Annotated in this window: 9 protein-coding genes; 7 read left to right on the top strand and 2 right to left on the bottom strand. The window is 41.7% G+C overall.

Features of this window, described 5'->3' with window-relative positions; translation table 11 throughout:
- Window positions 1-7: 7 nt before the first annotated feature.
- The 7 genes from trmD to U5L75_02240 all read left to right on the top strand — a co-directional run bounded on the left by trmD (window position 8) and on the right by U5L75_02240 (window position 13,636).
- Window positions 8-667, top strand: coding sequence for a tRNA (guanosine(37)-N1)-methyltransferase TrmD (trmD, locus tag U5L75_02210; protein MDZ7726373.1), 660 nt, complete (start codon window positions 8-10; stop codon window positions 665-667).
- A 204-nt stretch (window positions 668-871) separates the two neighbouring features.
- Complete coding sequence (locus U5L75_02215) at window positions 872-4,033, top strand: DNA-directed RNA polymerase subunit beta (GenBank protein ID MDZ7726374.1); 3,162 nt, start codon at window positions 872-874, stop codon at window positions 4,031-4,033.
- A 13-nt stretch (window positions 4,034-4,046) separates the two neighbouring features.
- Window positions 4,047-7,751 carry a DNA-directed RNA polymerase subunit beta' gene (rpoC, locus tag U5L75_02220; protein ID MDZ7726375.1) on the top strand — a complete coding sequence of 1,235 codons (3,705 nt, stop codon included), beginning with the start codon at window positions 4,047-4,049 and terminating at the stop codon, window positions 7,749-7,751.
- A 6-nt stretch (window positions 7,752-7,757) separates the two neighbouring features.
- Window positions 7,758-9,518 (top strand): DNA primase, encoded by a 1,761-nt coding sequence (gene dnaG / locus U5L75_02225; GenBank protein MDZ7726376.1) that lies wholly within the window; start codon window positions 7,758-7,760, stop codon window positions 9,516-9,518.
- Between the two features lie 3 nt (window positions 9,519-9,521).
- Window positions 9,522-10,646 carry a sigma-70 family RNA polymerase sigma factor gene (locus tag U5L75_02230; protein MDZ7726377.1) on the top strand — a complete coding sequence of 375 codons (1,125 nt, stop codon included), beginning with the start codon at window positions 9,522-9,524 and terminating at the stop codon, window positions 10,644-10,646.
- A 67-nt stretch (window positions 10,647-10,713) separates the two neighbouring features.
- A complete protein-coding gene (locus U5L75_02235) occupies window positions 10,714-11,682 on the top strand; it encodes a UvrD-helicase domain-containing protein (GenBank protein ID MDZ7726378.1) in 969 nt (322 codons plus the stop codon).
- Between the two features lie 55 nt (window positions 11,683-11,737).
- Window positions 11,738-13,636: an ATP-dependent DNA helicase gene (locus tag U5L75_02240; protein ID MDZ7726379.1), complete on the top strand. Its 1,899-nt coding sequence runs from the start codon at window positions 11,738-11,740 to the stop codon at window positions 13,634-13,636.
- 6 nt (window positions 13,637-13,642) lie between these two features.
- On the opposite strand, the gene U5L75_02245 is transcribed toward U5L75_02240, so the two are convergent.
- Together U5L75_02245 and U5L75_02250 are read right to left on the bottom strand one after the other, a co-directional pair.
- Window positions 13,643-14,350 carry a DsbA family protein gene (locus U5L75_02245; GenBank protein ID MDZ7726380.1) on the bottom strand — a complete coding sequence of 236 codons (708 nt, stop codon included), beginning with the start codon at window positions 14,348-14,350 and terminating at the stop codon, window positions 13,643-13,645.
- A gap of 157 nt (window positions 14,351-14,507) precedes the next feature.
- A complete protein-coding gene (locus U5L75_02250) occupies window positions 14,508-14,822 on the bottom strand; it encodes a hypothetical protein (GenBank protein MDZ7726381.1) in 315 nt (104 codons plus the stop codon).
- Between the last annotated feature and the right edge of the window lie 48 nt (window positions 14,823-14,870).

A 14,870-nucleotide genomic window follows, 5' to 3' on the forward strand; every position in this document is an offset into this window, starting at 1 on the left:
AACAAATATGAATTTTCACATAATAACAGCATTTCCAAAAATGATCTCTCCTGTACTCGAGGAATCGATGTTGAAAAGAGCTATTAAGTCCGGATTAATAAACGTAAAGATCTACGACCTACGTGATCATAGTCATAACAAGCATAAAAAGATCGACTCTCGACCATACGGTGGTGGTCCGGGTATGGTTCTTGGTGCGGAGCCAATATTGAGAGCCCACAAAGAAGCAAAAGGGAGGAAGAAAAAAACTCTGACCATTCTACTAACTCCAAACGGCAAGCAGTTCAACAATAAGTACGCTAAAGACCTTTCTCGAAAATATAAAGATATAATTATAATTTGTGGCCATTATGAAGGAATTGACGCGAGAGTTGAAAAGATATTAAAGCCAGTAAAATTATCAATCGGTCCATTTATACTCACGGGGGGAGAATTAGCCGCTTTGGCCATAGTAGATAGCACTTCACGCTACCTACCGGGGGTGCTTGGAAACGAAAATTCTCTTGAAGAAACACGTTACGCGACCGATCAAGTATATACTCGACCCGAGAAATTAAAATGGAAGGATAAAAATTACAAAGTTCCTGATGTGCTTTTGACCGGCCATCACAAAAATATAGAGGAGTGGCATAAAAAGCAAAATGAAAAGAGAAATAAAGAAAGCTAAATGCTTCAATCTATAGATTGAAGCATTTAGCGAGTTTGACATAAAATAAAAAAGGGTTATACTCATAGCAACGTGCAAGATTGAGTAGCGGCGGAGCACTATTTTAGCAGTAGAAATCATCTTGCTTTGAATAAAAAGTGGGGAACGCAGGATTAAAATCCTTAATAAAAAGGCATAATTGTCTTTGTTTTACTTATTGTATATATGGAGAAAAAATATTTTTCGCGATATAAAGAGCCGCTAACTGAGATGCCAAATTTGGTGGAGTCGCAGAGCGAATCGTTTATGTGGCTTATAGACGAAGGTCTTAAAGAATTATTCCAGGAATTTTCGCCGATTACCGACTACTCAGAAAAAAAGTTCGAGTTGAACATTGTCAGCTTTGAATTGGGACAACCAAAAGTTGATGAAGCAACAGCAAAAGAGAACAAAGTTTCGCTAGATGCGCCTCTTAAAGTGAGGGTAAAGCTTTTGAACAAAAATCTAGGAATCGAAAAAGAACAAGAGGTTTTCTTGTCTGACTTTCCAGTGATGAGTAGACACGGTACTTTCATCATAAATGGAGTTGAACGAGTGATCGTCTCACAATTAGCGAGATCATTCGGAGCTTTCTTTACCGCAACCGACGCTAAAGGGCAAAGATTTTTCGGAGCTAAGATCATACCTTCGCGTGGGGCGTGGATCGAATTAGATTCCGAGGCAGACGGCGGTCTGTATGTACGAGTAGATAGAAAACGTAAGTTTCTCGCCTCATCTTTGTTCCGTGTTATGGGAGTCAAAACAGATGAGGAAATTCTAGACCTTTTTGCCGGAGATCTGAATGCTCGTAAAATGATGGAGAAAACAATTGAGTTAGACCCGGCTAAAACCGTAGAAGACTCTTATATAGAAATATATAAGCGCTTGAGGGACGGAGATCTAGCTAACTTTGAGAACGCCAAAGAATTCATAGATTCCATTTTTTCTAAAGAAAGATACGACCTTTCAAAGGTTGGTCGCTTTCGATTGAACAAGAGATTCGATAAAAAGGTCACAAAAAACGAATTGAAGGAGAGGCAGTTGAAGCTTGAAGATGTCGTTACCATTGTCTCACATATCGCTGAGCTTAATACAACACCGGATGCGGAACCTGATGATATAGACCACTTGGGATCTAGGCGTGTTCGACTTGTAGGCGAAATGTTACAAGCAAAAATGCGCGTCGGTCTCTCGCAGATGAAGAGAAATATCCAAGACAGGATGTCTACTTCAGACACCGACACTACGCTACCGGCCAATTTCATCTCAGCTCGACCTCTGCAGGCGCGTATCAAAGAGTTCTACACCACAAACCAACTATCTCAGTTTATGCAGCAGGAAAACGTGCTTACGGAGCTCGCGAACCTTCGTACAGTTTCAGCGCTTGGACCAGGCGGCCTGACTCGCGAAAGAGCGGGCTTTGAAGTCAGAGACGTTCATCCTTCGCACTACGGAAGACTTTGTCCTATACACACTCCCGAGGGCCCGAACATTGGATTGATATTGCGCCTCTCTATGTACGCCAAGATCAACGAATTTGGGATGATAGAAACACCTTACGCAAAAGTAGAGAAAGGAGTATTGACCGGGGAAGTTGAATACTTAAACGCCCTAGAAGAAGAAAACTACAAGATCGCTCATGCAGCTACTCCATACGACGAAAAAGGTAAGCTAACTGAAGCAAAGGCTGAAGTTAGACATAAAAGTAAACCCGGACTTGTAGATAAAAAAGAGGTAGATTATTTGGATGTTTCAACCAATCAGGCATATTCCGCGGCAACTTCTATGATACCGTTTTTGAACCACGATGACGCAAACCGCGCTCTTATGGGTTCAAACATGCAGAAACAAGCTAACCCATGTCTACGGCCAGAAGCTCCGTTGGTAGCAACCGGAGTGGAAGACAGAGTAGCCCGCGACACAGGCCGCTTAGTAACAGCCAAAGAAGCCGGTGAGATCGAATACGTTGACGCCCGTAAAATAATATTAAAGACCAACAAGGGTAAAAAAGAAGTGTACGAACTCGCGAACCTTTCTAGAACTAACAACTTCACCGCATTTCACCAACGCCCGATCGTGAATGTAGGAGATAAGGTTAAAAAAGATCAAGTGTTAGCCGACACCTCTTCTTCTGACCAAGGACAAGCTGCTCTGGGACAGAATATTTTGGTCGCCTTTATGTCATGGGCAGGACAAAACTATGAAGACGCTATTGTGATCAGTGAAAGATTGGTTAGGGAAGGAACGTTCTCCTCCGTACATATGGATGAGTTCGAAGTCTCTGTTCGCGACACGAAACTCGGTCCTGAAGTCACGACCCACGATATTCCTAACGTAGGTGAAAACAGACTTAGAAACCTCGATGAGGAAGGAATTGTTCGTATCGGCGCGGAAGTACTACCCGGTGATATTCTAGTTGGAAAGATCACGCCTAAAGGTGAGGCGCAATTAACTCCGGAAGAAAGATTGCTTCGTTCTATATTTGGAGAAAAAGCACGCGACGTGAAAGATTCTTCTAAGCGAATGGAACACGGCAAGAAAGGTCGCGTAGTCGGAGTAAGGGTCTTTTCCCGCGAAAGAGGTGATTCTCTGGAGTCAGGTATCATCAAAAAGGTATACATAGAAACAGCGCAGGTAAGAAATATTTCCGTAGGAGACAAGCTGGCGGGACGTCACGGAAACAAAGGTGTTATCTCAAAGATCCTTCCGGAAGAAGATATGCCGTATATGGAAGATGGTACGCCGGTTGATATCATTCTTTCTCCACTTGGAGTTCCATCTCGAATGAACTTGGGACAAATTTTAGAAATGCACTTGGGTCTGGCGGCAAAGAACTTGAACTATCAGGCGATCGTACCTCCTTTTGCCGGAGCAACCAATGAAGAAATACGCGAGGAACTTAAAAAGGCGGGTTACCCTGAGAACGGCAAAGTGCCGCTATATGATGGCTACACCGGTGAAAAGTACGAGAGAGACATAGCAGTAGGATACATGTATATTTTGAAACTTCACCACATGGTCGAAGACAAGATACATATGCGTTCGATCGGACCATATTCCTTGATCACACAACAGCCACTGGGTGGAAAGGCACAAGAAGGTGGCCAGAGGTTTGGAGAAATGGAAGTATGGGCTTTGTTGGGTTACGGAGCAGCTTACGCTCTACGAGAAATGTTGACCATAAAATCAGACGACATAATGGGTCGTTCCGCCGCGTTTGATTCGATTATCAAAGGTAACAAGATCAAGCATCCTAATATACCGGCTTCATTCAACGTACTGTTGAACAACCTTCGCGGTCTAGCTCTTGACGTTGATCTAGTCAAAGATGAGAAAGACGACGCTTAAATAAATCCAATATATGAACAATACGAAATTCAAACCAACATCAACCGAACATTTTGACAGCATTCTAATTAGAATGGCGTCTCCCGAGCGTATTCTTGACTGGTCCCACGGTGAGGTACAAAAACCCGAAACCATAAACTATCGTACTCAACGTTCGGAGCGTGGAGGGCTTTTTGACGAAAAAATATTTGGTCCGGAAAAAGATTACGAGTGTTACTGCGGTAAATACCGCGGAATTCGTTACAAAGGAATAGTTTGTGAAAAATGTGGCGTTGAGATCACTCGTTCGGTTGTACGGCGCGAGCGAATGGGGCACATTGATCTTGCTTGCCCGGTTTCTCATGTTTGGTACTTGAAAAGCATTCCTTCAAGGATGGCGCTACTCTTAGGCATTACTTCAAGCGATCTTGAAAAGGTCGTTTACTTTGCCGGACACATCATTACCGAAGTAGATGAAAACCAACGCAAACAGATCCTCAAAGATATCGATAGCGAGTACAAAACCAAACTAAAAGCTTTGCAGGATGAAAAATCGAAAGAAAAACTTAAAGACATATCCCAAAAAGCTAAAAAAGAAGTCGAATCCATTCAGCGCGGAATAGTCTTGGATGACTCAGAGTTCCACGCCTATTCGGTTAAATACGGCAACCTCTTTGAGGCTAATATAGGAGCTGAAGCTATCTATGAGATCTTCACAAAACTTGACATAGAGCAACTCGAAAATGAACTTGAGGAAAGATATGAAAATGCTTCTGTTGCAGAAAAAACAAAATTGCAAAAGCGTCTAAGCCTCGTCAAAGGTCTAAGAAGGGCAAACCTAAGACCGGAATGGATGTTCTTAAACCGAATTCCGGTTATACCCCCTCAGCTACGACCTATGGTGGCACTAGACGGAGGGAGGCACGCCACAAGTGACATTAATGACTTGTATCGACGCGTGATCAACCGTAACAACCGACTTAAGAAATTAATGGAGATCGGCGCACCCGACGTAATTCTCAGAAACGAAAAGCGAATTCTCCAAGAAGCGGTGGATGCTTTGGTTGACAATACGATCAGAAGAGGTACCGGATACACTGCCCTAAACCAAGCTCAACGTAGGCCGCTTAAGTCTCTTTCTTCAAACCTAAAAGGAAAACAGGGAATTCTTCGCTCCAACCTATTGGGTAAAAGAGTGGATTATTCAGCACGCTCGGTTATCGTGATCGGTCCAACTTTGGCTCTGGATCAATGTGGTCTTCCCAAACATATGGCTCTTGAGCTATTTCGACCTTTTGTTATTTCGGAGTTGCTCAAGCGCGAACTTGCCTACAACATCAGAGGCGCGGGACGTTTGATCGACGACGGCGTGGAAGAAGTGTGGGCGATCTTGGAGGAAGTTATCAAAGATAAATACGTATTGCTTAACCGTGCCCCAACTCTTCACCGTCTAGGTGTACAGGCGTTTCGACCTATTTTGATCGAAGGTAATGCTATACAGGTTCACCCGATGGTATGTTCGGCATTCAACGCTGACTTTGACGGTGACCAAATGGCAGTTCACCTGCCTCTTTCCGAAGAAGCGCAGTACGAAGCAAGAGAGATCATGGCGTCGAACAAAAACCTCTTGAAACCGGGAGACGGAGCGCCACACGTAACGGCTGATAAGGACATTATTCTGGGATGTTTCTGGATGACCCAAGAAATAGAGGGTTCAAAAGGAGAAGGAAAAATATTCTCAAGTCCAAACGACGCTATAAACGCTTACGATTATGGCTTGATCGACTTTCGAGCGAAAGTAACCGTTTTGGGTACAGACTCTGAGAAATATGCTGACTTTGAAGGAAAACCATTCGACACTACTGTTGGACGGCTATTATTCAACAGCGTTTTGCCGTCAAATTATCGGTTTATAAATAGCTCCGTAGAGAGAAAGATAATGTCGAGAATTGTCAATGACATTATCGAAAATTACGAAACCGAAGAAGTTTCCAATATCTTAGACAAGATCAAAAACCTTGGATTCAAGTACGCTACCATATCCGGCACAACCTGGGGAATTGATGACGTAACTGAACCTGAAGGTAAGAATGAGTTTATTAAAGCGTCACAAGCAAAAGCGAGCAATATCTACGATCAGTTCAACGAGGGTCTGCTTTCAGATGAGGAAAGACACCGTAAAGTTACCGAGATTTGGTATGATCTTCGAGCACAAATTGAAAAGATCGTTCCAAAGTCGATCAGCACGACCGACTCTGTACACGACATGATGAACTCAGGAGCTCGTGGTTCTATCTCGCAAATTACCAACATTGTAGGACTTAAGGGCCTGATCGCCGGTACTTCCGGACAGACCATTGAATTTCCGGTTCTTTCTTCTTCAAAAGAAGGATTGACTCCTACAGAATACTTTATTACTACCCACGGCTCGCGAAAGGGAATGTCAGACACGGCTCTTAACACAGCCAAAGCCGGATATCTTACCCGACGCTTATTCGTAGTAGCTCAAGATGTAGTTATAAAAGAAGAAGAATGCGGTACCAAGAAAGGAGTAACCATTCGCCACGAAGCAGATGAACTGGGAACTCCAATTTCGAAATTGATCAAGGGCCGCTTCCTAGCAGAAACAGTAAAAGACCCGAAAGGAAACGTTCTTTACAAAAGAAATGACTTCTTGAACAGTCAAGACGCGAAAAAGGTTGAAGAAGCGGGAGTAACTGAAGTTTCCGTAAGGTCTCCTATGTCGTGTGAGAGCAACCGAGGAGTTTGCCAGAAATGCTATGGTCTAGATCTCGGTAAAAATGAGGTTATCGAGGTAGGTGAAGCGATTGGAACAGTTGCAGCACAAGCTATCGGTGAACCGGGAACACAGCTCACCATGCGTACCTTCCACAAAGGTGGAACAGCTTCAGCTGGCGGAGACATCACACAAGGTCTCCCGCGAGTTGAAGAAATATTCGAGAGACGCAATCCAAAGAACCCGGCTGTAATTGCCAAAGTTGACGGAGTTATCTCAGAAGTAGTAGATACCGGAAAAGAAAAATTCATAAAGATACTTCCCGAGATCGAAGATAAAAAGAAAAACAAGAAGAAAACCGAGACTGAATATACAGTGCATTATCTGCGAACCATTGTTGTCAGAGAAGGCGACAAGGTCAAAAAGGGAGACATATTGACGGATGGATCGGTAAACTTACAAGAATATTACAAGTACGCTGGCGTTGAGAAAGTACAGGATTACATAATCAATGAAATTTCACGAATATACGAACTGCAAGCCGCTTCTATATCGAGAAAACACATTGAGGTAATTATCAGACAAATGTTCTCTAGAATTAAGATCACAGACCCCGGTACCACTCACTTAACTATTGGCGACATAGTAGAACAAAGCGAGTTAGAGAAAATAAACGACGAAGCCCTGAGCAAAGATGGAGAAAAAGCCTCAGGAACACCGTTGATCCTTGGTATTACAGAAGTTTCGTTGACTCGAGAAAGCTTCCTTTCAGCTGCCTCATTCCAAAATACTACTCGCGTCTTGATAAACGCCGCGATACAAGGCAAGGAAGATCATCTAAACGGTTTGATGGAGAACGTCATTATCGGTAAGTTGATACCTGCCGGTACCGGCTACGAGGGATCACCTAAGAGCAAAGCCGCCTTGGAGTATTCACGAAAAGAGGAGACAGAGTCTGAAAACGCCGAAGTTGCCGAACGCAAAACAGAGGAAGTAAAATAAAATCTAATGAACTCACCAGTTGAAGAAATTAAAAATCGACTGAGCGTTGAGGAAGTTATTGGATCATATATAGAATTAAAATCTCACGGCAAAACACTGAAAGCACTGTGTCCTTTCCATCAAGAAAAAACTCCTTCGTTCGTGGTTTCTCCGGAACGACAGTCTTTCTACTGCTTTGGGTGCAACAGAGGAGGCGACATATTCACGTTCGTAGAAGAATTTGAAGGAGTTGATTTCAAAGGAGCGTTAAAAATACTTTCAGAAAAAGCTGGGATCGACGTAAAACTATACGCCAACGATCCCGAAGCAAAGGAAAGGATCGAAATTCTACACGAAATTTTGGACGAAGCTTCTAAAGCCTATCGTGATTCATATCTTTCAAGCGAAATCGCTCAGGAATATATTCAAAACAGAGGAATAACGGCTAAAATCTCTGAGTCCTTTAACATTGGCTTCGCGCCGGATTCTTGGAGCTTTATACACGACAAGTTGATCAAAAAAGGATTTAAAGCAAAAGACTTGGAGGCCGCCGGGTTATTGATCGAGAAGAAAAATGGTGGTTATTACGACAGATTTCGTAATCGAGTAATGTTCCCGATAAACGACTCTAGCGGCAGAGTGGTCGGCTTCTCGGGAAGAACACTCTCAGGCGATGAGAAAACTGCCAAATACATCAACACGCCGGAAACGGAAGTATTCAAGAAACGAGATATTCTTTTCGGCATAGATAAAGCAAAGCTCTCGATCCGCAAACTTGGGTTCGCAATATTGGTAGAGGGCCAGATGGACTTGGTGCTTTCACACCAAGTAGGGTTTCGAAATACAGTAGCTACCTCCGGTACTGCGCTGAGAGGACAAGAAGAAGGCAAGGCGGGCGTTTCCAACTTAGAGTTAGTCAAAAGGATCTCCAAAAATCTCGTCATAGCATTTGATTCTGATAAAGCAGGGAAAGAAGCTGCCGTAAAAAATGCAACTCTAGCTCTATCGCTTGGCATGGATGTAAAGATAGCCGAACTTCCCGATGACAAAGATCCGGCGGATATGATCCTTGACGACAAAGAAAAATGGAAAGCAATTATAAAAAATTCAAAAGACCTTATTCAGTTTCAGATAGATGAAATAAACCAAAAAGCCAAATCAAAAAAGGATATACTTAAAAGGATCAGAGATGAAGTGTTTTCCACAATTGCAGTGGTGCCAAGTTCAATCGAGAAAGAATATTATCTCAATTCGGTTTCTGAGGTTTTGGGAATGAGATCCGAGACGGTTTTTGAAGAATTTGAGTCCTTCATAAACAGAACGCAAAGACCGAAAGCTCAAAATGAAACCAAAGTTGAATCAGACAGCAAAGAAGATTTGAAATGGAACAACAAACTTTTTATAGCGGCGAAGATCGACGTATATAATAAAAAGGAACTTGCTCTCAATGATGACCAAAAAAATGAAATTGGACAGGGATTAAGTAGATCTTTTGAGGAGATATTCGAAGAAAGTCCTGAAGACTCTTTGAATTCCGCGGATATAAAAGAGAAAGAAAAATATTTATTTGAGTCTGAAGCAGGATTTAAGAGTTTACAAAGTTTACAAAAAGATGTTGAATATTTATTAAACAGAATTAAGATACAAAGTTTGGAAAGGGAGGCCAGAATTATTTTACAAAAGATCAAAGAAGCAGAGAACGAGGGAGACAAATCAAAAGCCTCAACGTCTCTTGAGGAGTACGAAGCTGTTAGTAAAAAATTACAATCCTTAAAAGATAATGTCTAAGTTATGAGTACAAACAAGAAAACCGACAAAAAAACAACAAAGAAAACTACATCCAATAAAAAAGTGGATGAATTCGAAAAGAAATCAAATAAACTTCTCAAAAAAGGAAAGGAGCGTGGTTTTATTACGTTTGATGAAATATTAAAAGAATTTCCAAATATTGAAGACAATATCTTAGATTTAGAGCAACTTTACGAAAAGTTGAACACAGCTGGGGTCGACGTTTTAGAAAGTTCAGGTATTTTGCAATTAGATGAAGAAAGAGACAAGAAACAAGCGTACGCTAGAAAGCCTTCAGCCTACGACTCCATTCAAATGTATCTAAAAGAGATCGGTCAATACCCCCTTATATCAGCAGCCGAAGAAAGAGAATTAGCCAAGCGTATCGAAGCCGGAGATGAAGATGCAAAAACCTTACTCGCGCGAGCAAACCTGCGTCTCGTGGTCTCGATCGCAAAAAAATATGTAGGTCGTAGTCCTGACCTGACCCTCCTCGATCTAATCCAAGAAGGCAATTTGGGTCTTTTCAAAGCCGTTGACAAATTTGACTGGGAGAAAGGGTTTAAGTTCTCTACTTATGCTACTTGGTGGATCAGACAAGCGATCACTAGAGCTCTTGCCGACCAGTCACGTACCATCAGGATCCCTGTGCATATGGTCGAAACCATAGCCAAATACAAACAAGTTGTTCGCCGCCTCAGCCAAGATCTTGGCCGTGATCCAATGCCGGAGGAGATCTCAACTGAAATGGGCATCGACTTGGACAAGATATACACAATAATCAAAATTGACCAAGACACCGTTTCCTTGGAGAGTCCGGTTGGAGATGAATCGGATGGAAAGTCTACCTTGGGAGATTTTATTCCTGACGAAACTCTTCTTTCACCTGACTATGAATCATCTAAGCGAATTCTCTCAGACCAGGTTAATCAAATACTCGGAGACCTAACTCCCAAAGAACGAAAAATACTTGAAATGCGGAACGGAATATTAGATGGAGTAAACCACACCCTAGAAGAAGTTGGTAAAGAGTTCGGTGTCACGCGAGAACGTATTAGGCAAATTGAAGCAAAAGCGCACGAAAAAATACGTCAACACGAAAAATCAAATCGCTTGAAAAATTATTAATTTAAATAAAACGGAGTAATTAATACTCCGTTTTTATATATTACTTGCCAGCTGGTATAATTCACAAATGACCCAAAACGCATATAAACAAGCGTTAGCAAAGCTCAATACGGCGCAACGAGCGGCCGTAGAAACAATAGAAGGACCGGTAGTCGTAGTAGCTGGTCCGGGAACCGGAAAAACACATGTCTTAACAACACGCATAGCTCACATTTTGCACGAAACAGACTCTACGCCCGATTCAATATTGGCCTTGACTTTTACCGAAGCCGGAGCTAGCGCTATGCAACTTCGCTTGTATGAACTTATCGGCAAAGACGCGTACAAAACCCAAATTGCAACTTTTCATGGGTTCGCAAACCAAATTATCCAAGAATTTCCTGAGTACTTCCCGCGTATCATAGGAGCAAGACAGGTTGATTCCTTAGAACGACTCGAATTAATTGAAAAGATCCTCACAGAAGGCAATTTTGAGCTTCTAAAGCCCTTCGGAAACGAACTCTTCTATGTAAAAAGCATATCTCAGGTAATACAAGACATTAAAAGAGAAGGGTATGATCCTCATAAATTCGAAAACTTAATAAAAGAGCAGTCAAAAGATTTTGGATCGATCGAAGATCTTTATCATTCAAAAGGAAAAAATGAAGGTGAGATGAAAGGGAAATACAAAGTCCTTGAAAGAAAGATAGAGAAGAACTTTGAATTACTTCAAGTTTTTCGCGAGTATGAACGCATAAAGCAAGAACAAAAACTTTTTGATTACGAAGATACTATTCTTGAGTTACTGTACGCTTTGGAAAATGAAGATGATCTACTTTCAGCTCTTCAAGAGAGATATTTATATATACTTGCTGATGAACATCAAGATTCAAACCGCGCGCAAAACAAAATACTAGATCATATCTCGAGTTTTCATGAAAACCCCAATATTTTTATAGTAGGAGACGACAAACAGGCTATATACAGATTTCAAGGGGCATCACTCGAAAACTTTCAGTATTTCTTTAAACCGGCACCCCGAAGCGACTACAATTGAACTTACCGAGAATTATAGGTCCTCCCAACATATTCTTGATATCTCACAAGACCTGATATCAAACAATCCGACCCTCAGTGAAAAAACACTGATTGCCGCTACAGACCGCGAGAATATAGACACACTTCTTTTTTCTTCAAACAATGAAACAGAAGAGGCTCATACAGTTGCGACTGAAATAAGATCTATTCAAAATAACTCTCCTGAAGACACGATCGCTGTACTGTTTAGAAATAACAAAGAAGCTCAAGATCTGAGTTTGGCTCTAGAGAGGCAGGGAATTGATTATTTTAAAAGATCCGGCTCAACAGAAGAAATGGATCCTTATACAGAGCAGTTACTTACTCTCTTGTCCATAGTTGACCACCCAACTGATGAAAACATTGGCAAAGCTTTATTCTTTGACTGCTTTGGTATAGACGCATTAGATATAGCTGACTTTTTGAAAAGTATCAGGAAAGAAGAAAAAACCATTAGAGACTTAGTAAAAGAGTTGCCAACTAATTCAGAGATAAATGAGTCGATTGAAAAACTCTTTGAACTCCATAAGTATTCTCACAATCATAGTTTTTTTGATACTTTTGAAAAAACCTTAAAAGAAACTGGCTTACTTGAAAGTATATTGAAGTCAGAGAGAAGTAGGGTAATTATTGAAGAAATACAAACACTATACGAAAGAGCCAAGACTCTTGAAAGTAGGGAAGAGAGTATTACTTTGGATTCTTTCCTTTCCTATATTACTAAAGCACGTGAATATAATGCGTTACAACTGCACACAAAAGAAACCAAGGAAGAAAAAGTTATACTATCCACCGTGCATGGTGTAAAAGGACTCGAATACGACGTTGTTTTCGTTACAGGATTAGAGGATAAGCGATGGGGAGGTAAAAGGAAACCGGAATATTTTTATCTTCCGGAATTAAAAGCCCTAAAGGTTGGCGAGGAAGGAAATATTAAAGAGGACGAGAGGCGTCTCTTATATGTTGCTATTACGCGCGCCAGAAAAAAGGCCATTCTTTCTTATCCAAGATCAAATTCAGAAGGACGAAAATATTTACCCTCTCAGTTTCTCGATGAGCTTGGACTGAGCGAAAACAAGGGTCCCGAGGTCAGCACTTATATAGATCAGGAAAGATTTAGTCCGTCACGAAAGCTTTTGGATAAAGACCTGGTGGAATTTCTCTTTCGGAAGCAAGGCCTAAATCCGACTGCCGTCAACAAATATCTTGCCTGTCCCTGGGAGTACTTTTTTTTGACATTGATGCGACTTCCACAGCCACCAAATAGGAGCGCTGTATTTGGAACAGCAGTACATAAAACTCTTCAAGAATTCTTTGATGAAAGAACGAAGAAAAATGACCTTAGCATAACTGAGGTGCTCGCATTAATGGAAAGAGAAATAAAAAGCTCACACTTAGAAGCCCTAGACAAAGAAAAGCTGATCAAACGTGGAAATGAATTCCTGCCTGGATTTATAGAAGAAGGTAGAAAAAGATGGCAGAGAGAAAGCGAGACAGAAAGATATATTAAACAACCGCTGGAGACAACTAATGGTAATTTATTACTTTCCGGTAAATTAGATAAGATCGATAGAGATGAAGGGAGTGAAGGCTTGATAGTAACAGACTTCAAAACCGGCGAACCCAAGTCGAGAAATAATATAGAAGGAGAGACCAAAGACTCTAACGGTGACTATAAACGTCAGCTCGTATTTTACTCGCTTTTGCTAGAGCTTAACGGCGAGAAAATGAAAGAAGGGATCATTGATTTTGTAAAACCCAACAAAAGCGGTAAATATAAACACGAACGATTTTCTATCAGCAAAGAAGAAAGGGCAGAGCTAAAAAATCAAATAGAGAGGATCTCTTCTGAGATCCTCTCTATGGAATTCACACAAAAAGGTTGTGATAAAAAGGATTGCGAGTGGTGCCGCCTGGCAAACCTTTTGCTGTAGTTGTAACTAGTTCAGCTCGATAAGTCTGTCTATGATAGCAGCTAAAGGTTCTTCTGGAATTGCTCCGCTAATTCCCACGGCATTACCACCTTCAGAAAACACGGCCAAACTTCCGGCCTCAGGTCCCAACTGCGTTAGAGTATTGTATATATCATCCCTAGCGTCCTCTGTGATCTCCGCATCACTTATAAGTAGGCTATATGGCGTTCCGGTACCTCCGGCGTTTTGAGCGTCCTCCAAATGTGCTTCCACGATAGACAACGTCTCTTCATTGGCAAAACAACTTTCAAACTCCTCCACGTTGGCTCCCGCGTCTTGCGCAAATTCAGGCAACAGATCATGATCCAATCCATCGTTGGAAGGAGTTTCTTCATAGATCCTATCGATAAAGGTCCAGAAACCTTCTTCTCCGGCTGACTGAGCTACACACTCAGAAGCAACAGCTTCCGGAATTGCTTTCTGGTGAAGTTGCTCTAGAGGGAAGTGTCTATATACCCAAGCAAATTCACCTTCGTCATAGTTTTCTATTAAATTGTTCAAAGTATCATGATGTCGCTTGCAGAATGGACATTCCAAGTCAGAATAATCAACGAGCTTTACGGGAGCGTCTAGACTTCCTCGAATATAATCAGTTGAATCTACTGATTCATATGAAATGGAAGAGATGGTCGGGCCACTAGAACCGGGATCTACCTGCTGATGAATCGTTGTTATCGTTTACAAAGATTATAGCGCCCGCCGTCAGCGCACCGATCAAAAGACCGGCAACTATGATCGAAATTGGTAAAAAAAGATTTGAAGATTTCATATATTTTTATGCTTTGTTTTGCTCTATGCTCTGCGTATTTCTAATATGACCAGTCTATCATATTTAAAAGGGAAGAGTATGGGTAACCGTAGAATCGAGTGGTTTGTCCCAATCCGAGACATCTATAGGAATATTACGCAATCCATCATTTGATCGGAATTTCACGTACCCGTTTTCCTTTATAAAATCATACACGGCTTTGGTAACTCTTACATCTTGCTCACAGTACTCGCGAAGCTTCTCTAATTCTCCGTTGTTCCACCACTCAATGGCTTCCAAGCCATGTCCGCTCTTGCGGTGCCCTAGAGTGGCCTCGGCAATAGCGTCTAACCCAATTCTTCGTCCTAAGGAATTCTTGATCGACTCCAAGAGATCTATGCTTTTGAACTCAGCTCAGATCTCCCGGTAATATTCATCGAGAATGGG

The organism is Candidatus Campbellbacteria bacterium, assembly GCA_034521025.1.
Taxonomy (GTDB): domain Bacteria; phylum Patescibacteriota; class Minisyncoccia; order Phycocordibacterales; family JAXHMZ01; genus JAXHMZ01.